22 protein-coding genes are annotated in these 23836 nt (G+C 31.1%); 10 read left to right on the top strand and 12 right to left on the bottom strand.

The window, feature by feature from the left end:
• Window positions 1-10: 10 nt before the first annotated feature.
• Entirely contained in the window at window positions 11-1117 is a 1107-nt protein-coding gene (locus tag GM3708_RS10605; protein WP_066346545.1) for a glycosyltransferase family 2 protein, read from the bottom strand.
• A 761-nt stretch (window positions 1118-1878) separates the two neighbouring features.
• On the opposite strand from GM3708_RS10605, the gene GM3708_RS10600 reads away from it, so the two are divergent.
• Window positions 1879-2352 (top strand): hypothetical protein, encoded by a 474-nt coding sequence (locus GM3708_RS10600; protein ID WP_066346543.1) that lies wholly within the window; start codon window positions 1879-1881, stop codon window positions 2350-2352.
• Window positions 2353-2632: 280 nt separating this feature from the next.
• Here GM3708_RS10600 and GM3708_RS10595 read toward each other — a convergent pair whose 3' ends face one another.
• From GM3708_RS10595 to GM3708_RS19000, 8 genes are all read right to left on the bottom strand, one after another.
• Window positions 2633-2890 (bottom strand): hypothetical protein, encoded by a 258-nt coding sequence (locus GM3708_RS10595; RefSeq protein WP_066346537.1) that lies wholly within the window; start codon window positions 2888-2890, stop codon window positions 2633-2635.
• 69 nt (window positions 2891-2959) lie between these two features.
• Complete coding sequence (locus GM3708_RS10590) at window positions 2960-3910, bottom strand: lipopolysaccharide biosynthesis protein (RefSeq protein WP_066346533.1); 951 nt, start codon at window positions 3908-3910, stop codon at window positions 2960-2962.
• 73 nt (window positions 3911-3983) lie between these two features.
• Window positions 3984-4850, bottom strand: coding sequence for a sulfotransferase (locus tag GM3708_RS10585; protein WP_066346530.1), 867 nt, complete (start codon window positions 4848-4850; stop codon window positions 3984-3986).
• Between the two features lie 39 nt (window positions 4851-4889).
• Window positions 4890-5780 carry a sulfotransferase gene (locus GM3708_RS10580; protein ID WP_231932904.1) on the bottom strand — a complete coding sequence of 297 codons (891 nt, stop codon included), beginning with the start codon at window positions 5778-5780 and terminating at the stop codon, window positions 4890-4892.
• 22 nt (window positions 5781-5802) lie between these two features.
• Window positions 5803-6810, bottom strand: a complete 1008-nt coding sequence (locus tag GM3708_RS10575; protein ID WP_066346523.1) for a GNAT family N-acetyltransferase — start codon at window positions 6808-6810, stop codon at window positions 5803-5805.
• A 20-nt stretch (window positions 6811-6830) separates the two neighbouring features.
• Window positions 6831-8384, bottom strand: coding sequence for a GMC oxidoreductase (locus GM3708_RS10570; RefSeq protein WP_066346520.1), 1554 nt, complete (start codon window positions 8382-8384; stop codon window positions 6831-6833).
• Between the two features lie 41 nt (window positions 8385-8425).
• Window positions 8426-8851, bottom strand: a complete 426-nt coding sequence (locus GM3708_RS19005; protein ID WP_231933166.1) for a glycosyltransferase family 2 protein — start codon at window positions 8849-8851, stop codon at window positions 8426-8428.
• Window positions 8852-8857: 6 nt separating this feature from the next.
• Complete coding sequence (locus GM3708_RS19000) at window positions 8858-9253, bottom strand: glycosyltransferase family A protein (RefSeq protein ID WP_197671655.1); 396 nt, start codon at window positions 9251-9253, stop codon at window positions 8858-8860.
• Between the two features lie 516 nt (window positions 9254-9769).
• Here GM3708_RS19000 and GM3708_RS10560 point away from each other — a divergent pair.
• A complete protein-coding gene (locus GM3708_RS10560) occupies window positions 9770-10720 on the top strand; it encodes a glycosyltransferase (RefSeq protein ID WP_066346517.1) in 951 nt (316 codons plus the stop codon).
• 33 nt (window positions 10721-10753) lie between these two features.
• On the opposite strand, the gene GM3708_RS10555 is transcribed toward GM3708_RS10560, so the two are convergent.
• Window positions 10754-11902 carry a glycosyltransferase 87 family protein gene (locus GM3708_RS10555; protein WP_066346516.1) on the bottom strand — a complete coding sequence of 383 codons (1149 nt, stop codon included), beginning with the start codon at window positions 11900-11902 and terminating at the stop codon, window positions 10754-10756.
• Window positions 11892-12908 (bottom strand): glycosyltransferase family 2 protein, encoded by a 1017-nt coding sequence (locus GM3708_RS10550; protein WP_066346513.1) that lies wholly within the window; start codon window positions 12906-12908, stop codon window positions 11892-11894. The genes GM3708_RS10555 and GM3708_RS10550 overlap by 11 nt, the downstream gene beginning before the upstream one ends.
• Window positions 12909-13094: 186 nt before the next feature.
• On the opposite strand from GM3708_RS10550, the gene GM3708_RS10545 reads away from it, so the two are divergent.
• A complete protein-coding gene (locus GM3708_RS10545) occupies window positions 13095-14591 on the top strand; it encodes a DEAD/DEAH box helicase (protein WP_066346510.1) in 1497 nt (498 codons plus the stop codon).
• 38 nt (window positions 14592-14629) lie between these two features.
• On the opposite strand, the gene GM3708_RS10540 is transcribed toward GM3708_RS10545, so the two are convergent.
• Window positions 14630-15643 carry a thiamine phosphate synthase gene (locus tag GM3708_RS10540; protein ID WP_066346507.1) on the bottom strand — a complete coding sequence of 338 codons (1014 nt, stop codon included), beginning with the start codon at window positions 15641-15643 and terminating at the stop codon, window positions 14630-14632.
• 260 nt (window positions 15644-15903) lie between these two features.
• Between GM3708_RS10540 and GM3708_RS10535 the strand changes: the two genes are divergently transcribed.
• The 7 genes from GM3708_RS10535 (at window position 15904) to GM3708_RS10505 (ending at window position 23800) form a co-directional block, all read left to right on the top strand.
• Window positions 15904-17526 (top strand): ABC transporter substrate-binding protein, encoded by a 1623-nt coding sequence (locus GM3708_RS10535; RefSeq protein ID WP_066346505.1) that lies wholly within the window; start codon window positions 15904-15906, stop codon window positions 17524-17526.
• Window positions 17527-17684: 158 nt separating this feature from the next.
• The gene (locus tag GM3708_RS10530; RefSeq protein ID WP_066346504.1) at window positions 17685-18617 is read left to right on the top strand and encodes an NAD(P)-dependent oxidoreductase; all 933 of its coding nucleotides are present in this window, start codon (window positions 17685-17687) and stop codon (window positions 18615-18617) included.
• 158 nt (window positions 18618-18775) lie between these two features.
• Window positions 18776-19759, top strand: coding sequence for a glycosyltransferase (locus tag GM3708_RS10525; RefSeq protein WP_066346502.1), 984 nt, complete (start codon window positions 18776-18778; stop codon window positions 19757-19759).
• Between the two features lie 108 nt (window positions 19760-19867).
• Entirely contained in the window at window positions 19868-20593 is a 726-nt protein-coding gene (locus GM3708_RS10520; RefSeq protein WP_066349419.1) for a sugar phosphate nucleotidyltransferase, read from the top strand.
• A 27-nt stretch (window positions 20594-20620) separates the two neighbouring features.
• A complete protein-coding gene (locus tag GM3708_RS10515) occupies window positions 20621-21595 on the top strand; it encodes a folate-binding protein YgfZ (protein ID WP_066346497.1) in 975 nt (324 codons plus the stop codon).
• A gap of 165 nt (window positions 21596-21760) precedes the next feature.
• Window positions 21761-22939, top strand: coding sequence for a YcjF family protein (locus tag GM3708_RS10510; protein WP_066346495.1), 1179 nt, complete (start codon window positions 21761-21763; stop codon window positions 22937-22939).
• A 135-nt stretch (window positions 22940-23074) separates the two neighbouring features.
• A complete protein-coding gene (locus GM3708_RS10505; protein ID WP_066346487.1) occupies window positions 23075-23800 on the top strand; it encodes a heme oxygenase (biliverdin-producing) in 726 nt (241 codons plus the stop codon).
• The last annotated feature ends 36 nt before the right edge of the window (window positions 23801-23836 follow it).

The raw sequence follows: 23836 nt of genomic DNA, 5'->3' as shown, positions 1-23836 counted from the left end.
AAATTTGTCGTTAAAGATTTTTCTCATTAATATATTTCCCCCACTCTTGATTAAAAAGCCAACAATTATATTTTGTCCGATTGATTTGCCATAGTTCTTCGTTTTTATGGTAGAGTGACACAGATTGTCTTTCTAAATGAAATAGTTCTATCTCAGGTATGTAATAATTATCAAATCCTTGAGTATGAAGTTTTAAGCAAAAATCAGAATCTTCATAATCATTAATAATATATTCTTCATTTAGACCACCAACTTGATCATATAATTGCCTAGAAACCATCAAACAAGCACCTGTTACCGCCGTTAACTTTTGTTGTTTAGAGTCATACTCAGGAAAATTAGGTTGGTTTTTATGTGGGTGGTCATTAATCAATAAATCACCCCAAGGGGCACACTTCATAAATTTCATCCCAGCATGTTGAATACTGCCATTTCCATAAAGTAATTTAGGTCCGATCGTTCCTACATTATTAAGACTCTTATATATATTGACTAATGATGAAACCCAACCCGATTCTATTGGCATCACATCTGAATTTATAAGAAGGATTAGCTGTCCACTAGAAACAGATACTCCTAGATTGTTTGCCCCTGAGAAGCCTAAATTTGCCCCTGAATAGACTGTTTTAAATGGTACTTGGAAGGTGGCGGCTTGTGCCTCAGAATAATCAACAAAATCCTTATATAGTCGAGGATCGTCTAAAACATAGATCAACTCATTGTCTTGAAAGTCGGGATCATCAGCAAATAGAGCTAATTGATACTTCATAAAGTCTAGTCTGGCGTAGAGAGGAACAACTATAGAAACTTTAGGGTTACTTATCTTGCTTCCATATTCTTTGACAACTTTGATAATTTCTGGCTTTCTACGATTCTTCAGTATATTTCTAATAGTAGTTCCCAAATAACCATTTAGAGTCGAACTCATTGGATAGCCAGGAATAGGGAAAATCCTTAATAAAAATTTGATTATTTGTGGAGGATTATCAACTTTTTGAACGCTTATTTTCTCTTTTAAAATTTCTTGCGATCGCCTCACAAAATAAAAGAAAAAATTACTCAAAAGTTTTAATAGCTCTACGAAAATTTCAATTTTTAGCAAACTGTATTTAATCATTACTATTCTAACGGGACTTAAACTTAAACATAAAAATGAAAATACAAAGGTTATAATTTTTATTAAAATCGACTTTCCTGAGATATGAATATATCTTGATATTTCTTTACATTCTCAAAATTTATTCAACGATAAAATGTTGTTATCGAGGATTTGATCACCAAGGGTGGCGCTGCGTGATCGTACTCAATTCAATATTTACTGAGAATCTTCTTAACAAATATTTATATTAGCGTATGTCACTATAAATATCTAAAAATAGTGATACGAGTAATCGAGTTTTTTGCATACAACCCTTGCTGATTAACACTATAAATAGCTTTCTTCAATCGAACTTGATAATAATATAGCCCTACGCATCCCTCGTTTTATTTACTTTAAAACACCATGGAAATTAAGCAAATTTTGGAGACTTATGACGATGCCTATGCCCAAATAATCAAACTTTTCTTACGGATATTGAATCTTAAGTAAAAACTAAATGTGAACTGGAAATACTCAGCAAAATATTAAATCATAGAAAAAAAATGTTAGATGGTTAGATGTTGCCTGTGGAACTGGTTATGTTCTCAGTTGTTCTCCTGATATTGAAAGAACGGGATTAGATTTATCACCCTCAATGTTGCAAATTGCCAGAAAAAAAATCTGATATTAAATTAATTCAAGGGGATTACCGAAATAGAACTCTTTTTAAAGAAAAAGAATGGGATGTCATTTCCTCAATGTGATGGGCTTATACATTTGTAAATTCTTTATCTGAAATGAAACAATTTATTAGTAATGTATCTTATTGGTTATCTGATGATGGCATTTTTTTTATTCCCATTGCTGAATTTAAAAATTTAGTTAATGGAACACAATATAATGACATAGAATTTCCTTTTATTATTACAGACAATGCTCCTGTATATGGTGGTCAAATATTAGCAACTGCGTTTATGTGGTCTTGGGTAGAACCTAGTGGAAAAAGACATGATAACATGCTTGTTTCTCAAGTTGAAATAATGATCGAGATGTTTAACAAATATTTTCAAAGTGTGGAACTAATTGAATATGCAAATGGATATTATAAAGGAATTGTAGCTACAAATAATAAGCAAGACTTATCTGAATTAATATCTAATTTTTCTTTCAATAATAATGAAATGAGTAGTATATTACCAGAAAAATTATCATTAATAAATAAAGTTAAAAATAATTTTAAAAAAGTTTTAAATTTATTTAAGAAAAATTAAGTAAGTTTTATTACTCAATAATTATTTAAGTACTTATGCAAAATTAATTGTATAGAGTTAATCGATTTAAAACCCTTGTTAACATAGCTTTGAGAAAAATAAAAGGCATCGATTAATGTTACTCACTTACTTATTAGTTTTGTTTAAACGATATTGCCTTAATTTGTAAAATACTTATCATGTAAATTAATGAAGCGACTATTTATTGTACAGGTAATCAATAAAATTATTGTGTTGAAATACATAGCAAAAAAGTATTTAACCGATAAAATAGTAAACATCATAATAACAAAACAAAACTTATTAAAGGAGTAATAAATTGTTGTAAATATTGCTTTAGAGAAATAGACATTAACTTAGTTAACATCCATAAACTAAAGGGAAAAATTAAGTAACTACTGAAAACAAAAGCGAAAGCAACGGCAGTAATTCCCCATTTGATGAGAAAACAAGCAAAACTAACACTAAGGATAATAGTTATTAAAGTCAAATAAAATTGTAAATAAGGTTTTTCTAAAGCTAAAAATACTGCAAACATACAAGAAGAAAAAGAAGATAATATTTCTAAAAAAATTAATACTTGTAATACAGAGATTGATGGTATTCATTATTCCCCAAATAAAGTAATAATTATCTCTGGTGTTAAGGGTAATAAACCCAAAAATACGGGAAATGCAATTAAACTGGTAAATCGTATTGCTTGTAAAAATGTTTGCCGAAAAACAGTTATATCTGTTTGTATTTTTGAAAAAGCAGGAAAAGCTACTTGATTGATTACCCCTATTAATAATTGAGTCATTATTTCTAAAATTCTATAGGCGATCGTATAATATCCTAAAGCAATCTCACCTAAAAAATAACCGATAAGTAAATTATCTGACTTTCTGTAAAAAAACATTAAAAATTGATTTAAAAAAACATAAATACTAAAATTTAATAGATCTTGAAAATGTGTATAAGAAAATCTTAATTTTGGTCTCCAATTAATCGCTCTCCACATTATAATAACCAGCACAGATTCATAAATGAATTGTTGAATTACTAAACTCCAAACTCCGAAACCTAAAAATGCAAAAATAATCGCTAAAAATCCACTAATAATAATTGCTATTAACGATCGAACTGCTAAAATTTTGAAGTGTAACTCTTTTTTTAAAACTGCTTGAAATACATGACCAAAAGAATTAATAATAAACAAAAAAGAGAAACATTGAATAATAAAAGTTAATCGAGGTTGATGAAAAAGTGTGGCAATATTTTCAGCTATTAAAAAACTAATAAAAGTTAATAATATTCCGACTATTAATTGAGTGCAAAAAGCAGTATCTAAGTGTTCGGATTCTAATTTTTCTCTTTGAATTAAAGCTGAAGTAAATCCTTGTTTAAGAAAAATATTCATAAAAGCTAAAAAGATATTAGCTAAACTTAATAATCCAAAATCTTGAGGAGTTAGTAAACGGGCTAAAATTAAAAAAACAATAAATGAACCTGCTTGACTGCCCCAATGTTGAATGATTGACCACAAAAACCCTTCAATGGTTTTTTGTTTTATACTCATTGTTTCTTAGGCTAAAATGCCATTTAAGCAAATTTTGTGAAGATTTTTGACTTAATCTAAATTACTGATTTATTTAATCATTATAGTTATAACCGTGTAAAAATGAATAATGATTAATTCTATTTTGAACTTCCTCAATTAATTCTGATGTCCAAACAATACTGTAACGACTTTTATTTGGAAATTTATAGACAATGTTGGCACAATCTTCCAGATAGCTTTTTGTAGTACTAACCCCTAAAAAATTACAAATTTCTTCAAGATAGACTTTAGGATTTTCAATAAATAACTCATATTTTAATTCATATATTTCATCGGATTTAAGAGTTTTTTTAAACTCATTAACAATATTACATAGAAAAAAATAGTATTCAATACTTTTTGACAAATGAAAATCTAATTTTAAATTTTTTTTTGACATTGTGGTAATATTATCATAAGGATTTCTAATAATATGAATAAACTTTATTTTGACATTAATAATCTTCCTTAAACGCTGTAAAAAAAGAGGGCTATCTTCAATTTTTAAAGTTGTCCCTTCTCCTTTTTTGTCACCAATTACCAGTATCTGTGTAAATTTTCCTTGCCATTGATTAGGAACATCATAATTATATCCACCTGATTTGTCATTTGGGTTTACTCCTAATTTGGCTTTGTCGAGTAAAAGATGATAAAGTTGCCAACGTCTAAATCCCAAATAAGTATATTTTAAATCATTCAATTCATGGGCAATAACAATATTTGGATGAGCGTTTAATAATGCTCCAATTAAACTATGTCCACTTCTGGAATAACCAATAAATAAACAGTAGGTATTAATATTTTGCCAAAGTTGCCTATTTTCCCAACCTCCATAAGCCGAAGGAAAATATAATAGCAGAGCATCCCAAAGTTTAGTTAAATTCTTTAATAATGAATCATTTTTTATAGTTTTTTTCATATTTTTCCTGTACTTTAAGTTTTAAAGAAAATTTTTTTATTAAACACACCATTCCTGAAAATCTTTGTCTGTAAATTTTCGTAATTTATGAACATCCGTTTTAAAATATTGAATTAATTGATTTTTCAAATCTTTTTCTAGTATAGGTTTGCTAATTCCTTGAGAAAAAGGAAAATAAACTATTTTCTTAATATAATGTCTTAAAGGAGGAGATAGAGTATCAATATTATTTATTAAAGGGAGTTTACTAATGGTATTTCCCAAATCTGTTCTTCTTCGTTTATAAATAGAGCGATGAAGTTTTCTCTTATAGTTTATCATTTGAAAATTCTCGGATACTTCTAAAAATTTAAAAATAGTTTGGAGAGTTTTTTGAGGAAATTGGGATAATTCTTCTGTGGTAATAATCAGAATATTAGAAGGGGAAAAATATTTTAAATATTGTTCTAATTGAAAATAATAACGACTACAAGACAGATAATAACGATAACCATTTTCTTGACAATTGGCTAAAGCATCCGTGAGGGAGTGATTTTCTATTCTATCCGCATAGTGATGAATATAATGAGAAATTAATCTTTCAATAGGATCTCTAACTAAATAAATAAGTTTAGCATGGGGCACAGTTTGATACATCAATTTTGCTGTTTCTGACCATTTGGGAAAATAAGTGTAATTAGGGGATGCTTCTCCATAAATTTTACCATTACCCTGAAATTGAGATTGATACCACTGAATTCCCTTATTCCAATTTCTTTCATAAATGAAAAAGTTTAATTCTTTTTCCCTTGACATAGAAATTTCGGGATGACAATTAAGATAATAATGCAAACTGGTAGTTCCACATTTCATAGCACCAATAATAATAAAATTGGGAAGATTTCCTGATTGTTTTTTAGGTATGAATAAATTATTAATTAATTTCATCATTTGTACTTAGTGTTTATGTATATTAATCTTTAAAAGTCAATTTTTGATATATACGATAACTAAAATGGGGCGGTTTAATAACTATCCAGTTAGTAATTAATTCTCCTCCTATTTGATTTTTAAAATCTTTAACTTGATTCAAAGAAGCCCCTGTTAAATTATTACTTTCATAGCCAAGTTCGGCTAATCTTTCAAAGGATTTCCAACGTAAAAAAGGAATACTACCAAGATTTAGGTAATTAACATCACTACCAGTACAAACTGTATGACTAACGGGATGAGAACTTGTTAAAATTAAAAATGCACCGATCGATTTACCATTATCTAAACGTACTTGGTGAAGTTTGCAAAGATTTTTTTCTCGCAAAAGTTCAAAATATTGTCGATATTTATCTTCAGGAAGATACAACGAAAAATTTTTTCTTTGAGATGCTTCTAAATGCCATTTATAAAAACTATCAAAATCATCATCTTCAGTAAAAACGAAACCATTTTTAATTCCTCTGTTAACTAAACGACGAAAATTTTGCTCCATTTTTTGCCAAATTTGTTGAGTATCTTTTAGAGATACCATATAACCATAAACGGGCGAAACTTCCCAACCTACTTCCAGAAAAAGCCTCATATCGTTAATTAAATAAAAAATAGTTAGGTTTAAATATACATAAGGAAGGGTTGATAATTTATCAATTAAAGCTCGTAAAATAGCGGTATATTTACTTCTTATATGACTGGGATAATTACTTTCATAAGCTCGTAAAACTGGACTATGGTAAGATAAAAGTAGTCGAGGACAAGCTACGGCAACCAATGAAAAGAATTTCCACGTTTCATAAAGGGCAATACCCCCCACTAATTCATTACCTTGAAATACTGCTAAAATCCTGAAACGATCTCCTGTTACTGTACATAAAATTTCTAAATATTCAGGTAAACTATAAACACTTCCTGTGGGAGATTCACAAACAAATTTTGTCCATTTTTCATATTCATTTTCTGATAAAAACCTTGTGGTTAATTGTTGAGTCATAAATGTCAAAATTAGTATTGTTATTGATTAATTTGAAAAAGATGATCGGCTAAACGTAAAGCTAAAGCAACGATCGTAAAAGTAGGATTTGCCGCCCCTCCTGTTGGAAAAATAGAACTTCCTGCAATGTATAAGTTATCGACATCATGTACTTTACCGTTGGCATCAACTACTCCATAACGAGGATTGGGGTGCATTCTAGTAGTACCCATGGGATGATAACCAACTTTATCATAGAAAGTTAGATGTTGTAGGCGATCGCAATCATATTCTAACTGACCAAAACCCCTTTCTGATAAAATTTTACTGAGACAAGACATAGATCGATCGACACTTTCCCACATTTTTTGACTAAAATTCAAAGTAAGATTAACTAAAGGTTGTCCTAAAAAATCGCATTTTGACGATAAAGTAATACGATTGTGAAAATCTGGCTCTTGTTCTACTAAACCAACAAAGCGAATATGATCAAAATGAGCGGAGGGATTGAGTCTATTGTAAAAATGCCACCACAGATAACGAGGTATGACAGTCAAGTCACCTTGCCATAGTAATTGCCACTGCTGAATCATTTGGGAAAAATCACCTTGAGAAAATTGTTTTGCTAACTTTTTAGCCGTGATAACAGTTTGAGTGTCTTCTAAAAGATTGTAACGACAAATACGCCAGTGAATATTTAAAAGTTGTTCTCTATCTCGCAAATCATCACTTAAACCGAAAACATCTTGAGCATAGGTATTCCCAAAAGGGTAACGATGAGTAAAAGATGTGATAAATTCTGATTTTTGATTAATCGGCAAAATCCCCGCAACTTTGAAATAATGTTCCATGAAAAAGCGCCCTACTAAATCATTATGATTGCCTAAACCTTGAGGAAAATAACTATTCGAGGCTAATAAAAGTCGTGCATTTTCCATCCCCCCTGTAGATAAGATAACTGTACGAGCTTTAACGATAAAACCATTACCGTCACTTCCTTGCACCTTTAAAGATTCTATTAATCTCCCTTCCTGATGGGGAATTAACTCAATAACATTGCTATGAATAATCAGACTAATATTTTTGGACTCAATTATTTCCTGCTTATATTTTTTGCCTAAATCAAGGGGATTACTATATTTTAATATTTTCGTTTTTAAGGGAGATTGATGAAAAGGTGATTTATCGCTGAGATTCAAAGTTTTTTGTGGCAATCCGAAAATTTCTTCAGCTTTTTGATAATAAGGTAAAAGTTCGGACTTAGAAAAAGGCCAACCGCTATAAGTCAACCATGATTTGTGTTCAAAATCTCCCTCATCTAAAGGAATACATATACCACTCCAACGGGTAGTTGAACCTCCGAAACAACGAAAGCGAGATTCTTTAAAAGGGTAGATTTCGCCATCACTTGTACCATCTGCCAAAGATTGAGTCATGAGATCATTTTTTAAACCACCACTCTCTAAAAGTAAAACTGAAACTGAAGTATTATTAAATTGTCGAGCTAAAGTCAATCCTGCCGCCCCGGCACCAACAATACAAATATCGGCTTTTAAGATTTCTTCTTGTGGAATATTTTGTCCGTTAATAATCATTTTTCAGTTAGATTGTTTTTTCCCAGTAAAAACCCAGTCAGTTAGCTAGTTGAGCGATGAAAAGAATTAACCAATATTTTAAGGAGAATTGCAGTGAAAAACTCAAGGTAAAAGGAATAAGTTATCAGCTTTTGATAAAATTGTGGTTCAATTTTTAAACCGTGCAAACCTCGTTCAACTCTACTTTGATAAAATCTAAATGCTCCTCTACCATAATTAAAATGTTGTCGCCAAAAACTATCTAGTGTTAAGTAATGGTCATGGTAAACTAAGGTAGATGGTACATATTTTAAATCAAATCCTTTTTGCAACCAGCGATCGCAAAATTCCTGATCTTCCGAAGTGTAAAAACTCTCATTAAATCCTCCTAAATCTAAAAAATCAAAACGAGAAAGAGCAAAATTATTGGAAGCAAAAAAACGTAGTGTTTTCCCAAGTTGATGATAGTAACTATAAACTACATCAATAATAGCTTAAGATGTTACAGAATAAGGATTATCAAATAAAGCATTTTCTGTTTTACCTCCTACTAAACAATGAGGATATAATCTCAAAACTTCTACTAGAGATGTAAGCCAAGTTGCTGTGGGTAAACAATCATCATCGGTAAAAGCAAGATATTCACCTTGAGCGACTTTTGCTCCCGTATTACGAGCGGATGCCGCCCCCTGATTTTTCTGTGTAATTAATTTGATGTTTAGTTGAAACTCAAAATTTACAATAATATGTTCGATCGAGTTTACACTACCATCATCAATAATAATTACCTCAAAAGAAGGGTGTAGTATTTGACTTAAGGCTTTTAAACAATTAAATAATTGTTGTGGTCGATTATAGGTAGGATTGACACTCCATCGGGCTAAAGCCACGAGGATTCTTTAGAAGAGATAACTAACACAATGCTAGTCATTGCTCGAACAACTACATTTGTTCAAAGTGCCAAAACACTAATCCAAAAAGCAGTTCAAAAGGCGGTGTCAATTGCCTGTACACTGTTGGCTAATGCCTTCAGTTTACTTTTAGGTTTATGCTTTTCACTCCCTTAATATCTTTGCTTGTGGGGGCTGAGTCTGTAGTGTATTGCACCGAGTACCATTTCGGTAACTCATCTTTTCAACAGGTGTCCCACGACTGGGAGTTGCACTGTACAATTAAGGTCTTAGTGGCTACCTTGATTTTAACCTAAAACCACTAAATATAAAGCCGTCCTAGAAAGACGGGGTTTCAGATCCAAGAATTTTGATGATAACAGAAATCTCTAAATTTTCCATAAATTGCGATTATGATATTCATTTATTCCCATTTCTGATCAAGACTGAATTGAAAATTCTGACTCTCTTATTATCATTAACGTGGGTTAAAACTCAAATCCAATTTGTATATTTATGCCTTCTTTAATAGTTCCAAAAATGTCGGTTATTTTACCAACTCCAGATAAGTATCATACTATAGCGAAAACCCTTGATTATTTACGTCAACAAACTGTCAAAAAGAATTTAGAAATTATCATTGTTGCACCTTCGGCTTCTGAAATAACACCGCATATAAAAGAAATTGATGATTTTTTTGCGATCGAAGCTATTGGCATAGGTAAAATAAAATCTATTGCTTTTGCATACACAGAGGGTATTCGCCATTCCCAAGCCCCTATTGTTGCCTTAGCGGAAGATCATTGTTTTCCTGATGCTGATTGGGCAGAATATCTCATTGAAGCCCATAAACAACCTTGGGCAGTAGTCGGCCCCGTATTACGAAATGCTAATCCCAATAATGTCGTAAGTTGGGCAGATATGTTAATTGCTTATGCACCCTGGTTAGATTTTACACCTTCGGGAATAGTCAATTTTCTTCCAGGTCATAATAGTAGCTATAAAAAAGATATTCTGCTTTCTTATGAAGAAAAATTAGCAGAAATGATGGAGACCGAAACTATATTACATTGGGATATACAAAGTAAAGGTTATCAACTTTATTTAGAGTCAAGGGCAAAAACTTCTCATACTAATTTTGGTGATTTATTTACTTGGATTCAAGTGCAGTTTTATTGTGGTAAATTATTTGCTGGCGATCGTGTTAACAATCAAAATTGGAATATGGGTAAAAAGTTAATTTATACAATGGCTTCTCCTTTAATTCCTTTTGTTCGTTTATGGCGAATTTATCGACAATTAGAAGAGCGTAAATTACAAAAGTTATGGTCTTTAAAACTATTTTTAACTCTTTTTTTGGGCTTGATTATTGATAGTATTGGGCAAGGTATTGGTTACATTTTTGGAGTGGGAAAAGCCATGGCAAAAATATCAAAATTTGAATTTCATCGAGATCAATATTCTTAACACAATTAAAACTTTATCAGTAAATTATTGTTATCATTTTTTTTGAGCTATTAATAAATAAACTCCCGCTAAAATCCAAATAATAAACTGTATCTTATACTCATAAAAAGGAAATAAATTAACAGCTTTTGCAGGAATCCATAACGTTATTCCGACTATTAATAACACTATAAAATTTAATTTATCGGGATTTTTAAAAGTTAATTCTAATAATGCTAACAACAAAAAAACTATCATAACATTATCATAAATTAGATGATAAAAACAGACTCTCCCCATGATAGAGGCGATCGCAAATAGAGTTAATAAAGAATAATTGCGGTATAAATAAAAAACAGTTAAACAAATTATTATCCCCAACACTCCTAAAATAATCGTGGCATTATTAGGGGATATTCCTAAGGGTAAAAATAAATTAACTAAAGAGTTACCTTGTGCTGTGAAAAAATTAGATTGTTTATAAATATCCGTTAATATTAACAATAAATTTGTATTGGTAATTTTCACAATAGAAAAAGTGGCAACAATAATATAAAGTGAAAAAACTATGATCGTTTTCAATCTTTTTTGAGTAACAGGAATTAAAAAATAAAAAGCAGAAATATTTGGTTTTAACATAGCTATTCCTAAAAATAATCCTGCTAAACTATTTTGATTTTTCTGCAATGAAATATAAAAAATAATCAAAAGAGCATTAATAATTACACCATATTGACCTACCCCTAATGTTGAAGAATTAGCACTGATAGCTAAAACAGAAGCTACAGCAAATAAACTATAAGATCGGTAATAATTTTTCCCTAAATTATAGGCAAATAAACCTAAAATACTTAAAGAAATAAGATTCAAAAAAACATGATATACACGAGTTAAAGGATAAGAAATAGGGGGAAAAAATAAAAATCCACTAAAAAATGACCAAGGAAGATAACCTCCAGATTGGATTGCACCAATTTCTTTGATAACAAAATCCATACCTTCTCTGGCAAAATAAGGATAATATCCATGATAAATATATTGTTGTTCTTGCCAACGAAAATATAAATCACCTGCACCTTGATCATGAGATAATAAAAAACTAAAACCCTTAACAATATAAGCGATAATTAGTAATAATAAAAAAACAGATAAAATATTTAATTTTTGTGTAAAGCTGATCTTTTTAAAGAAATTAATTAACATTTTTGAACCTAAATAAAATTAAACCTAACATAAAACCAAAACCACCATATAAATAGTAAAACCAATGCCATAAAATAGCATTTAAACTAAAAATTAAGCCTTTTTTTTTATAAAAGAAATAATAAACTTTTCGATTAATTATTAATAGGGTAATGATGATAATAATAAATAAATAAACAAAGTTAAACCAAAAGGATAATACTGTCAATATTATAAGACTATAAATCAGTAAAATACTTACTCTATTCGTCCAACTTAAATTAAGATCATTAACCATATTACCGTATTTTAATAATAAAATAGTCCAAGGAATAGCTCGTTGAAAAATATCAGCTTTTAACAGAGAAATTATAGTCCATTTTTTCAAATGTTTAACCTGAATATCTTTAACTAAATTAATTTTATAACCTGCTTCGGTAAGTCGATAACCTAACTCAACATCTTCTACTGAAGGCAACTTATAACTATTATTAAAACCTCCTATTTTTTCAAAAATATCTCGCTTAATAACACCACAAGCACCCCAAAAAGTTAATGCGTTTTCTTGTCCTTGTTGATGGGTATAATGATGAAATAAATTTTTATATTGAGACAAAAAATTAATCGCACCGGGTTGATCATCATAAGAACCAATTAAGGCAGTTATTTCTGTGTTTTCTGCAAAAAATAGCTTAATTTTAGGAATAGTTTGTTCCTTAATAGAAACATCGGCATCTAAGAAAAAAAGTAACTCTCCTGTGGCAATTTTAGCACCTAAATTTCTTGCATTTGCAGGACCTAAAGCTTGATCATTTATAATTATTTTAGATGTAAATTTTTGAGCTAATTTTCTTGAATCATCAGTATCTCCATCAGCTACAACAATAATTTCTATTTCTGGAGGAGCAAATTTTTTGATACTTAATAAACAGTGATAAAATGCTTCACCTCCGTTATAGACAGGAATTACTATAGATAATTTTTGTTTTGTTTTTAAGTTTAAAGATAGTTTCTTTTCTTCAGGCATAACATTTTTTAATGATAAAATAATTTCTTTGATTATCTATTTTTAAATCAAATGGAATTTTATAAAATAAGAGAATGTTTAAAAATTTGTATATCTAGGATTAAGACTCAAATTAATTTTCTTCGTATCATAGGAATTATTCCTTTTCAACATATAATTGAGATGTTCATTTTGCTGTAATTATTAATGAGTCGTGCGACTAAATTAACTTATGATCGTGGTACACTAATTTTACATCCACCGCCAAGAGGTAAGGCATGGATTGAATTTGCAACATGGGATGACAGAATCGAAAAATTTCGCATTCCAGCTATTTATTATCGTGCATTAATCGAGGCTTTTGAGCAAGAAAACATTAATTTCGTTGACTCCGCCAAGGCATTTTTTCCCTTAGAAATTCAATCTAATTTAACCAAAACTCCTTATCCTCATCAAATAGAAGCCTTAGAAGCGTGGAAATTGGCTCAAAGAAAAGGGGTTGTTGTCTTACCAACAGCGGCAGGTAAAACTTATTTGGCACAATTAGCGATCGCCTGTACCCCAAGAACAACTTTAATAGTAGTACCAACTTTAGACTTATTACATCAGTGGTATGCACAAATTGAGTTAGCTTTTCCCAAGATAAAAGTTGGATTGTTAGGAGGAGGCTCACATGATCGCACTCCAATTTTAATAGCAACTTATCATAGTGCGGCGATTCATGCTAAGACATTAGGGAATCATTACGGTTTGTTGATTTTCGATGAATGTCATCATTTACCTACAGATTTTTTTCAAGTGATAGCAGAAGAATCCATTGCACCTTATCGTCTTGGGTTGACGGCTACCCCCGAAAGAGGTGATGGTAGTCATAGTTATTTAGACAATTTAATTGGTAAAATTATTTATCGTAAAACACCTCAAGAATTATCAAATAATACTCTTTCAGAATATCAAGTTATTCCCATAAAAGTATCTTTAGAAATAGAAGAAAAAAAAAGATATAATGAAGTCATAAATATTAGAAATACTTTTTTAAAACAGTCGAATATTTCTCTTTCTAGTCTCGATGGTTGGCAATTATTTGTTAAAGCCAGTGCCAGAACAAATGAAGGAAGAAGAGCAATGTTAGCCCATCGAGAATCAAAGGAAATCGCTTCAGGTACCACTGCAAAATTAAAGGTATTAAGTGAATTAATAGAAAAACATTATCCTGATAAAATCCTGATTTTTACTAATGATAATGCCACAGTTTACCGCATTTCTCAACAATATTTAATTCCAGCAATAACTTATCAAACACCTGTAAAAGAGCGTCATCAAATTTTAACAAAATATCATAGGGGAGAATATAAAATTTTAGCGGCTTCTCATGTACTTAATGAAGGCGTTGACGTGCCTGATGCTAAAATAGCAATTATATTGTCTGGCACAGGCTCAACTAGAGAATATATTCAAAGATTAGGGCGAATTTTACGCAAGGCTAATAACACTGAAAAATTAGCGATTTTATATGAAGTAATAGCGGAAGAAACTAGCGATGAAAAAACTGCCGCTAGAAGAAAAGGAGAGAGTTATCAAGACAATAAAAATAAGGAAAATTATCAAGGGGAAATTATACTTTATCGCCAAAATAGTCAACAAAATTCATCTTTAAAAGCTGCTGAATCTAAGCCTAATTGGAAAAAAAATGACGAAGGATAAAGAATTAACTATCAAGATAACCTTTATATTTTGCTTTTTCAAAAGTTTTTGAGAAGATTTTTTGTTTCTTCTGTGGGGTTTTCTGCCGCCATAATTGCCCTAACCACTGCCACTTTTGTTGCCCCTGCTTTTATGACATCTCGAATATTATTACTATCAATACCACCGATGGCAAACCAGGGAATTGTAGCATTAGATTGAGCATAACGAATATATTCTAATCCTGTCGCTTTTTTACCTGCTTTAGTAGGAGTTTCATAAACAGGTCCAACTCCGATATAATCAGCACCATCACTGATAGCTTTTGCCATTTCTTGAGGGTTGGTGGTGGATTTACCGATGATTTTTCCTGTGCCGAGAATTTGCCGTGCTAACCCTACTGGGCAGTCTGTTTGTCCTAAGTGTACTCCATCTGCATTCACCGCCAAAGCAATATCAATGCGATCGTTAACGATAAATAAAGCGTTATAGTTATTACATAATTGTTTTAATTTATAGGCTTCTTTAAGTTTTATTAAATCATCTTGATCTTTGTGACGATATTGGACTAACTTTAAACCTCCTTTTAAAGCAGATTCCACAACGTTGAAAAAATTATCCACAGGAGAAGTGACTAAGTATAGTGAAGATTTGACTAATAATTGTAAACGAGATTGACCAAATAATTGACTTTCAAGAGTATAAACTTGATATCGCATTTGTTTCATCGCCGCCGCAAATTCGACATCATATAATTTTGCATATTCTTCTAACACCCTCAAGGCTTCTTGCACTCTACATAAATTGGCTTGTAATAAATCAGGTAAATTCTCTCTTTCCGTTTCTTGAGGATGGGTTACATCTGTACCAACATCATTAGGTGTATCCCTGGCTGTGCGTAATTCTGAGGAATGCCAACTAGCTAATTCCTGACGCATTTCTTTACAGGTAGTTGCCATTTCTTTCTCATTCAAACCAAATCGACACCATTCCTCAATGATTCTTAATCCTTCTCTGGCTCGATCTAAGTTAGCATCTAGTATGCGATATATGGCGGTTTGTTGATTAATCATTAACTCAAAAAAAATCTAGGCACTTGCGTAATCGATTATATATTAGATTCATGAACAATAAACTATTTACTTTACTGAATATTTTTCTTGAAAAAATAAATTCATTATTTCTCTTCACCCTTATCTCCTGACTTCTAACTCCTATCCTCATACTTTTTCGTCACACCCTAATCATAAAAAAAAACAGACGTTATTACTTATCTTATTTGTGTCAAAATTTAACAAGTTTGCTGAAAATATAATGTTATTTGTAATAAAACATGAGGAAAATAGTTAAAATATTAAAATATATTGCCCTTTCTTTTGCCTGTTTAGGGTTAATTGTGGCGTGTAATGCTAATAATAGATTACAAAATACTCCTAATTCTACCACAAATAATAACGGTAGAATTACTATTGGAACTACATTGAAAGCTAGAACATTAGATCCAGCAGATAGCTATGAATTAGCAGGTTTAAACTTGATTTATAACATTGGTGAGAGCCTTTATACCTACAAACTAGGCACAACGGAATTAATCCCTTTATTAGCCACGGCGATGCCAACGATTAGTGATGATGGCTTAACTTATAAAATACCTTTAAGAGAGGGAGTCAAGTTTCATGATGACACAGTTTTTAATGCTGAAGCCATGAAGTTTTCTTTAGATAGGTTTATGAAAAATGGTGGTAAGCCTTCTTTTCTATTGAGTGATGCGGTAAAAGAAATTCAGGCAACGGGAGAATATGAATTAACTATTACTCTCAATAAACCTTTTGCGGCATTTCCTGCTTTATTAGCATTTCCTGGAGTTTGTGCAGTTTCTCCTCAAGGTTATACCATAGGTCAAGGACAATTTAAACCGAATGAATTAGTCGCTACAGGCCCTTACAAATTGACTGCTTTTAATAGTGATTCCGTTACTTTAGATGTTTTTGACAATTATTGGGGTGACAAACCAACAAATAAAGGTATTGATTTACAAATTTATGCGGGTAACTCTGCTAATCTTTATAATAGTTTCTTAACTGGTGCCGTCTCCGTCGCTTATCAAACTTTTGCTCCTGAGCAAATTACTACTCTAGTACAAGATGCTACTGCTGGTAGATTTCAAATGACGGAAGGATCTGGTACTGTTGTTAGTTATATGGTTTTAAATCGTAATCAAAAACCATTAGATCAACTTGAAGTACGACAAGCGATAGCAGCTTTAATTGATCGTAAATTAATCGTGGATAGGGTATTATTAGGACAATCTGAGCCTTTATATAGCTTAATTCCTAATGTTTTTGATGTTTTTCAACCAGCTTTTCAAACTAAATATCAAGACAATAATATTGCTTTAGCTAAAGAGTTATTAACTAAAGCGGGTTTTTCTCCTACAAATCCTGCTGTTGTAGAAGTTTGGTATCCTTCCGCCTCTAAAACTCGTAGTGCGGCAGCAAGTACATTGAAAGCCATCGCAGATCAACAATTAGAAGGTATCATTCAATTTATCCCTAATGCGGTAGAAAGTGCCACAGCTTTTAGTAACTTAGGTAAAGGAATTTATTCCTCATTTTTAGGTGATTGGTATCCTGATTTTCTCGATGCAGATAATTATATTCAACCTTTCCTACAATGCGTTAAAGGTAACGAAAAAGATGGGTGTTTGGAGGGTGGTGCACAAACTCAAGGCTCTTTTTTTTATAATACAAAAGTGAATCAATTAATCGATAAACAACGCCAAGAATCAGACATTGAAGTGCGAAAAACTGCCTTTGGTGATATTCAATCTATCATGGCTGAAGAAGTACCTTATATTCCTCTATGGCAAAATAAAGATTATGCTTTTGCCCAAAATGGTATCACGGGGGTTACTATCAATCCTAGTCAAAATTTTCCTTTTTGGACGATAAAGTAAAGGCTTATTCAATTCAGCTATCTACTTAAAGAATAGGAGATTATTCCCCAATAAAGGATTTTCAAGAATAGTTAATAATTTTCATTATTAATTGTTCAATGTCCTTTATGATTGAATACGGCAAAGATTAATAAATATTTAAACTTGATATTCTAACTATGAAAATTTTAATTACTGGAGGCGGTGGTTATATTGGCTCAGTATTGACACCTGTCTTATTAAGTAAAGGTTATGAAGTAACCGTAGTTGATAACTTCATGTTTCGTCAAAATAGTCTCGCTGAATGTTGTCAATACGATACTTTTAAGGTAATAAGAGGCGATTGTCGTGAAGAAAGTTTGATGAAAGACTTAGTTAAAGATGCCGATGTAATTATTCCTTTGGCGGCATTAGTCGGTGCACCTTTATGTGGTAGAGATAAAATTGCCACAGAAACCACAAATCGAGATGCGATTCAAATGTTATGTCGTTTGGCTAGTAAAGAGCAAAGATTTTTAGTGCCAATTACTAACAGTGGTTATGGCATCGGCGAAAAAGGTAAAATGTGTACCGAAGAAAGTCCATTACGCCCTATTTCCGCTTATGGTGTCACTAAAGTAGAAGCTGAAAAAGCTATTTTAGAAAGAGAAAATAGTATTAGTTTTCGTTTGGCTACAGTTTTTGGAATGTCTCCTCGTATGAGAGTGGATTTACTTGTCAATGATTTTGTTTATCGTGCCGTAACGGATCGCACTGTGGTAGTATTTGAAGGACACTTTAAACGTAATTATATCCATATCCGTGACGTGGTAAAAGTATTTTTACACGGTTTAGATAACTTTGAAACCATGAAAGGGAAACCTTATAATGTTGGTTTAGAAGATGCTAACTTGTCAAAATTAGAACTATGTGCGGAAATTCAGAAACAAATACCCAATTTCTATTATATTGAAGCACCTATCGGCGAAGATCCTGATAAAAGAGATTATATTGTTTCCAATGCCAGAATTTTAAGTACTGGTTTTACCCCTGATTGGACATTAGCCAGAGGGATTCAAGAGTTAATCAAAGGCTACACTATTCTTCGTAATACTATTTATTCCAACGTTTAGGATTTTGCCCCTTATTTGGTAGAATTTTATCGTCTTTTTTCTCAATTATGAGAAATTATTTTGTCTAATTTTTGCCCTTTTAATTCAATTATCCTAGAAAATCAATAAAGTTAAAGTCCCCAAAATTGGGGATTAAGGGTTTTTTTTATCTAAAAACTATGACACAACGGAATCTCTATTTTCTCTTTCCAGAAATGAACATCAATAGCGGTGGACATATTGCTCAACTGAAATTTATGGCTATTGCACAATCACTTTTTAAAGCTCAACCCGTTACTTATAAAAAAAAAGAAAAGAATATTTTGTTTCTAAATGATGTAATTAAAGATATTAATGCGACTAATAATATTTATATTATTCATTGGGGTCCTCACATTCAAGAACTTTTAACAAAACTTAAAAATTTTAATGTAGTTTATTTTGCTCACAGTACAGGATATAAATTTAAAATATCATCAAAAGTGCCAATAATAACCGTTAGTAAACATTCTCAAGCCTATTGGGGAAGATATGCCCCAAATAACTTAATTTTTTATCTTCCTAACGAGATTTCCGATAAATATCATAACCAACAACAGCAAAGAAAAATTGATGTATTGGTACAGAAACGCAAATCTTCAAAATATTTGATAGAAGAACTAGTACCAGCCTTAAATCCCCATTGTAATTTGACTTTAATTGATTATTGGGTAGAAGATTTAGCCACTATTTTTAATCAAACTAAAGTCTATCTTTATGACTCAACGGAATATTGGGTACAAGCAAAAGCTAGTGAAGGTTTCGGATTGCCTCCTTTGGAAGCAATGGCTTGTGGATGTACAATTTTTTCTAGTATAAATGATGCTTTATCAGACTATTTAGATCCTAGTTTTAATTGTCATAAATTGCGAGTTTATTCTAAAGAATATGATGTTCAAAGAATTTTAAAGGCTGTAGAAAATTGGCAAAACAATTCAGTCAATATAAACATAGTTAATAATTATCGTTTATCTTTAATTAAAGAGCGTATCGTAAGAATATTTGAGGAAATTAATAACTTTTTTGATCATCAACAATCTTTCTCTGAAAATATACCAAATATTATTAAATACAAGCCTTTTTCTTTAGATAAAGTTATAAAAAAAATAAGCTCATTTTTCTAAACTTGTTCGTAGTTTGGGCTTTAGCCCTAATAAAAAAATAACGAAAAAATCACTAAAGTCATTACTACAGACTATTAATTATATAATTATCCTATGATAAATTCTGAAATGCAAAATATAATCGCAGTTATTTTGGCAGGAGGTTTTGGTACTAGAGTTAAGCATTTATTACCTAACATTCCTAAGCCTATGGCAAAGGTAGCAAATAAACCTTTTCTTGAATGGATTATTAACTATTTACATCAACAAAATATAAATAACTGTATTGTTTCTACTGGTTATTTAGGTGATATTATTGAATCTTATTTTAATAACCAATATGTAGAAAATATTAATGTTAAATGTTATCAAGAAAGTGAACCTTTAGGCACGGCAGGAGGTTTTATTAATGTAGTCAATTTATCAAATCAACAACCCTCTTCATGGTTAATAACTAACGGCGATTCTCTTATTTTTACTGACTTAAAACCTTTATTTAATTATTTAGAAAATGATGAGATTGAAGGGGCTATTTTAGGGTTATCTTTACCTGATGCTTCTCGTTATGGTTCGTTAAAATATGATGACGATTATAATTTAATTAGTTTTGCGGAAAAACAACAAGGAAAAGGTGTTATTAATGCGGGGGTTTATTTATTTAAACACTCAGTTATGAACAAATTTCCCAACAAAAAACCTCTTAGTTTTGAATATGATGTTTTTCCTGAATTGCTCAATCAAGGTTGTAAAATAAAAGTACATATAACCGAAGCATCTTTTTTAGATATTGGCACACCGGAAACTCTAATTCAAGCTGAAAATTTTATCTTAAATAATTTTAAGATTAATAATTGATAATAATTAGAAAAATTTAGAAAAAATATGATTAATATAGATACTATTAAAAATTCTGTAGCTTTAATTGATAGAAGTAATTGGGGTTTATTAAAAGTAACAGGAGATGATAGACTTCGTTTTTTACATAATCAAACAACTAATAATATTCAAGGTTTAAAAGTAGGGGAAGGATGCGATACTATTTTTGTTAATTCCACTGGTAGAAATATTGATTTAGTTAGTGCTTATATTCAAGAAAATGAAGTTTTATTATTAGTATCTCCCGAACAAAATAAAAAGTTATATGATTGGATGGATCGTTATATTTTTCCTTTTGATAAAGTAGGGATCAAAGATATAACTAATGATTATAAAATTTTTACATTGATAGGAGAAAAAAGTGTTGAGTTGTTGTCAAGTTTGGTAGATAATGAGTTTTTAAAATCCCCTGAGTTTAGCCATAAAATTATTAAAATTGATGATATTGAATTAATCATTAGTGTTGGGTGCAATTTAAAATTAACAGGATTTAACTTAATTATTTCTCAAGAAAAAGCTTCTTATATTTGGAATAAAATAACTACAAAAAATCCCTTAATTATCAATAATCGAGATTACGAAAATTTACGCATTTTACAAGGGAAGCCAACGCCAAATAAAGAATTAACCGAAGAATATAATCCTCTGGAAAGTGGTTTATGGGATGCTATTTCTTTTAATAAAGGTTGTTATATCGGACAAGAAACCATCGCTCGTTTAAATACTTATAAAGGCGTTAAACAAAAACTTTGGGGTATAAAATTAAATAACTCAATTAATCCTGAAATAGATAATATTATCACTGTTGAAGGAGAAAAAGTTGGTAAAATAACCAGTTATTTAGAAACGAAATCGGAAAAATTTGCTCTTGGTTATATTCGCACAAAAGCAGGAGATATTGGCTTAAAAGTTAACATTGCAGAAGTGGAAGGAGAAGTAGTTAATTTACCTTTTATTCGCCATGAATACTATCAACCATAATCAATTTTAGCATTATTAATATTAATAAAAGTGTGAAATCAAAAATTTAAAATGATAGCTAAAAGTTTTTTTGCGTCTTTGTTTCATTACCTCATTACCTCTTTCTACCTTTGCGCCTTTGCCTGAAAAAATTCATTTTCTTATTACTTATTTCCTTCTTGACTTATGAAACTCTCTTTAGTAAAAGAAACCCTGCGTAAAACTTTTGATTTATTTAGGGTTGATGAAACAGAAATTGCTAATGTTTTAGAGTCCGTGCGATCGCAATTACCTACTACAGAAGCATTGCTCATCGGTAAACCCCAAGCAGGAAAAAGCTCAATTGTAAGGGGTTTAACAGGGGTTGGTAAAGAAATTATTGGACAAGGTTTTCGCCCTCATACCCAATATACTGAGCGTTATGCTTACCCTTCTGAAGATTTACCTTTACTGATTTTTACTGATACTGTTGGTTTGGGTGATGTTGATAAAAATACCGAAGAAATTATTACGGAATTAACGACTCAATTAGACATCGAAACTAAACGAGCAAGAATTTTAATTCTAACGGTAAAAATTAATGATTTTGCAACGGATAGTTTAAAAAATATTGCGGCAAATCTTAGAAAAAAATACCCTCAAATTCCTTGTTTATTGGTAGTAACTTCTTTACATGAACTTTATCCGAATCTCGACACTAATCATCCTGAGTATCCCCCTACTTTTACCGAAATTGATCGAGCATTTACTGAAATAAATAATACTTTTAGTGGTTTATTTGATCAAGCAATATTAATTGATTTTACTTTAGAAGAAGACGGATTTATTCCTGTTTTTTACGGTTTAGAAAATCTCCGAGATTCTTTGACAGAATTATTACCTTCAGCGGAAGCAAAAACCATTCATCAACTATTAGATGAAACCGTTAATTCTCAATTAGAAAATCTTTATAAAGACGTTGCCAGACGCTATATCTTAGCTTTTTCGATAATGGCTGTAACCCTTGCCGCCGTGCCTCTTCCCTTTGCAACTATGCCCGTTTTAACCGCTCTAGAAGTGACAATGGTAGGGGTTTTAGGAAGACTTTATGGACAAACCATTAACCCTTCTCAAGCCGGAGGAATTATAAGTGCCATCGCTGGAGGATTTTTAGCTCAAGTAATCGGTAGAGAGTTAATTAAGTTTATACCTGGTTTTGGCTCATTTGTCGCCGCTAGTTGGGCAGGAGCATACACATGGGCTTTAGGAGAAGGTGCTTGTGCTTATTTCGGAGATATTGTCGGTGGCAAAAAACCCGATGTGGAAAGAATCAAAAAGGTGATAAAAAATGCTTTCAATACAGCAAAAGAAAAATCAACTATGTAATCAAAAGAATTATGAAACTGTAAAAAATCTTAATGTAAAGTGACATTGATTCGGTTTAAGGTAAAAAATTAGCAATAAAAAAAGTTTTGTAAATTTTTATAACCAAAATCTTAGAAATCAAGGATAGTAAGAAGCATGAGCGTTAATTTAGCCACAATGTTAAAAGAAGGCACAAAAAAATCCCATTCTATGGCAGAAAACATGGGTTTTATTAAGTGTTTTTTGAAAGGAGTTGTTGAGAAAAATTCCTATCGTAAATTGGCAGCAAATCTTTATTTTGTCTATGGTGCGATGGAAGCAGAAATGGAGCGTTTAAAAGATCATCCTCTTGTTGGTAAAATTTATTTTCCTGAATTAAATCGTGAATCCAGTTTAGCAAAAGATCTTCAATTTTATTATGGTGCTAACTGGAGAAATGAAATTCAGATTACTCCCAATGGACAATTATACGTCGATCGCATTCATGAAATTGCGAACAATGCTCCTGAATTATTTGCTGCACACTCCTATACTCGTTACTTAGGTGATCTTTCCGGCGGACAAATCTTAAAAAATATTGCTCAAAAAGCGATGAATTTAGACGGTGAAGGCACTGCTTTTTATGAGTTTGAAACTATCAGCGATGAAAAAGCCTTTAAAACTATGTATCGCCAAGCATTAAATGATTTACCTGTAGATGAAGCAACCGCAGAAAGAATCGTACAAGAGGCTAATGACGCTTTCGGAATGAATATGAAAATGTTTCAAGAGTTAGAAGGTAATTTAGTAATGGCTATCGGCAAAATGCTATTTAATACTTTAACTTCTCGCCGTCGTCGTGGTAGTAATGAATCTAATCCTGAATTAGCAACCGCAGAATAATTGATATTTGGTTAAATAAGTAATAAGTAATAAGTA

Source organism: Geminocystis sp. NIES-3708, assembly GCF_001548095.1.
Classification (GTDB): domain Bacteria; phylum Cyanobacteriota; class Cyanobacteriia; order Cyanobacteriales; family Cyanobacteriaceae; genus Geminocystis.
The sequence above is the reverse complement of the archived record's forward strand: the minus strand, read 5'-3'. Positions and strand labels throughout refer to the sequence as shown.

Bases quoted from the DNA above. Each gene is read 5' to 3' on its own strand.
- GM3708_RS10590 (WP_066346533.1), bottom strand. From the start codon at position 3,910: ATGAGTATAAAACAAAAAACCATTGAAGGGTTTTTGTGGTCAATCATT.
- GM3708_RS10510 (WP_066346495.1), top strand. From the start codon at position 21,761: ATGAAACTCTCTTTAGTAAAAGAAACCCTGCGTAAAACTTTTGATTTA.
- GM3708_RS10580 (WP_231932904.1), bottom strand. From the start codon at position 5,780: ATGATGAAATTAATTAATAATTTATTCATACCTAAAAAACAATCAGGA.
- GM3708_RS10535 (WP_066346505.1), top strand. From the start codon at position 15,904: ATGAGGAAAATAGTTAAAATATTAAAATATATTGCCCTTTCTTTTGCC.
- GM3708_RS10545 (WP_066346510.1), top strand. From the start codon at position 13,095: ATGAGTCGTGCGACTAAATTAACTTATGATCGTGGTACACTAATTTTA.
- GM3708_RS10605 (WP_066346545.1), bottom strand. From the start codon at position 1,117: ATGATTAAATACAGTTTGCTAAAAATTGAAATTTTCGTAGAGCTATTA.
- GM3708_RS10575 (WP_066346523.1), bottom strand. From the start codon at position 6,810: ATGACTCAACAATTAACCACAAGGTTTTTATCAGAAAATGAATATGAA.
- GM3708_RS10570 (WP_066346520.1), bottom strand. From the start codon at position 8,384: ATGATTATTAACGGACAAAATATTCCACAAGAAGAAATCTTAAAAGCC.
- GM3708_RS10530 (WP_066346504.1), top strand. From the start codon at position 17,685: ATGAAAATTTTAATTACTGGAGGCGGTGGTTATATTGGCTCAGTATTG.
- GM3708_RS10550 (WP_066346513.1), bottom strand. From the start codon at position 12,908: ATGCCTGAAGAAAAGAAACTATCTTTAAACTTAAAAACAAAACAAAAA.
- GM3708_RS10585 (WP_066346530.1), bottom strand. From the start codon at position 4,850: ATGAAAAAAACTATAAAAAATGATTCATTATTAAAGAATTTAACTAAA.
- GM3708_RS10555 (WP_066346516.1), bottom strand. From the start codon at position 11,902: ATGTTAATTAATTTCTTTAAAAAGATCAGCTTTACACAAAAATTAAAT.
- GM3708_RS10560 (WP_066346517.1), top strand. From the start codon at position 9,770: ATGCCTTCTTTAATAGTTCCAAAAATGTCGGTTATTTTACCAACTCCA.
- GM3708_RS10505 (WP_066346487.1), top strand. From the start codon at position 23,075: ATGAGCGTTAATTTAGCCACAATGTTAAAAGAAGGCACAAAAAAATCC.
- GM3708_RS10515 (WP_066346497.1), top strand. From the start codon at position 20,621: ATGATTAATATAGATACTATTAAAAATTCTGTAGCTTTAATTGATAGA.
- GM3708_RS10595 (WP_066346537.1), bottom strand. From the start codon at position 2,890: ATGTTTGCAGTATTTTTAGCTTTAGAAAAACCTTATTTACAATTTTAT.
- GM3708_RS10540 (WP_066346507.1), bottom strand. From the start codon at position 15,643: ATGATTAATCAACAAACCGCCATATATCGCATACTAGATGCTAACTTA.
- GM3708_RS10600 (WP_066346543.1), top strand. From the start codon at position 1,879: ATGAAACAATTTATTAGTAATGTATCTTATTGGTTATCTGATGATGGC.
- GM3708_RS10525 (WP_066346502.1), top strand. From the start codon at position 18,776: ATGACACAACGGAATCTCTATTTTCTCTTTCCAGAAATGAACATCAAT.
- GM3708_RS10520 (WP_066349419.1), top strand. From the start codon at position 19,868: ATGCAAAATATAATCGCAGTTATTTTGGCAGGAGGTTTTGGTACTAGA.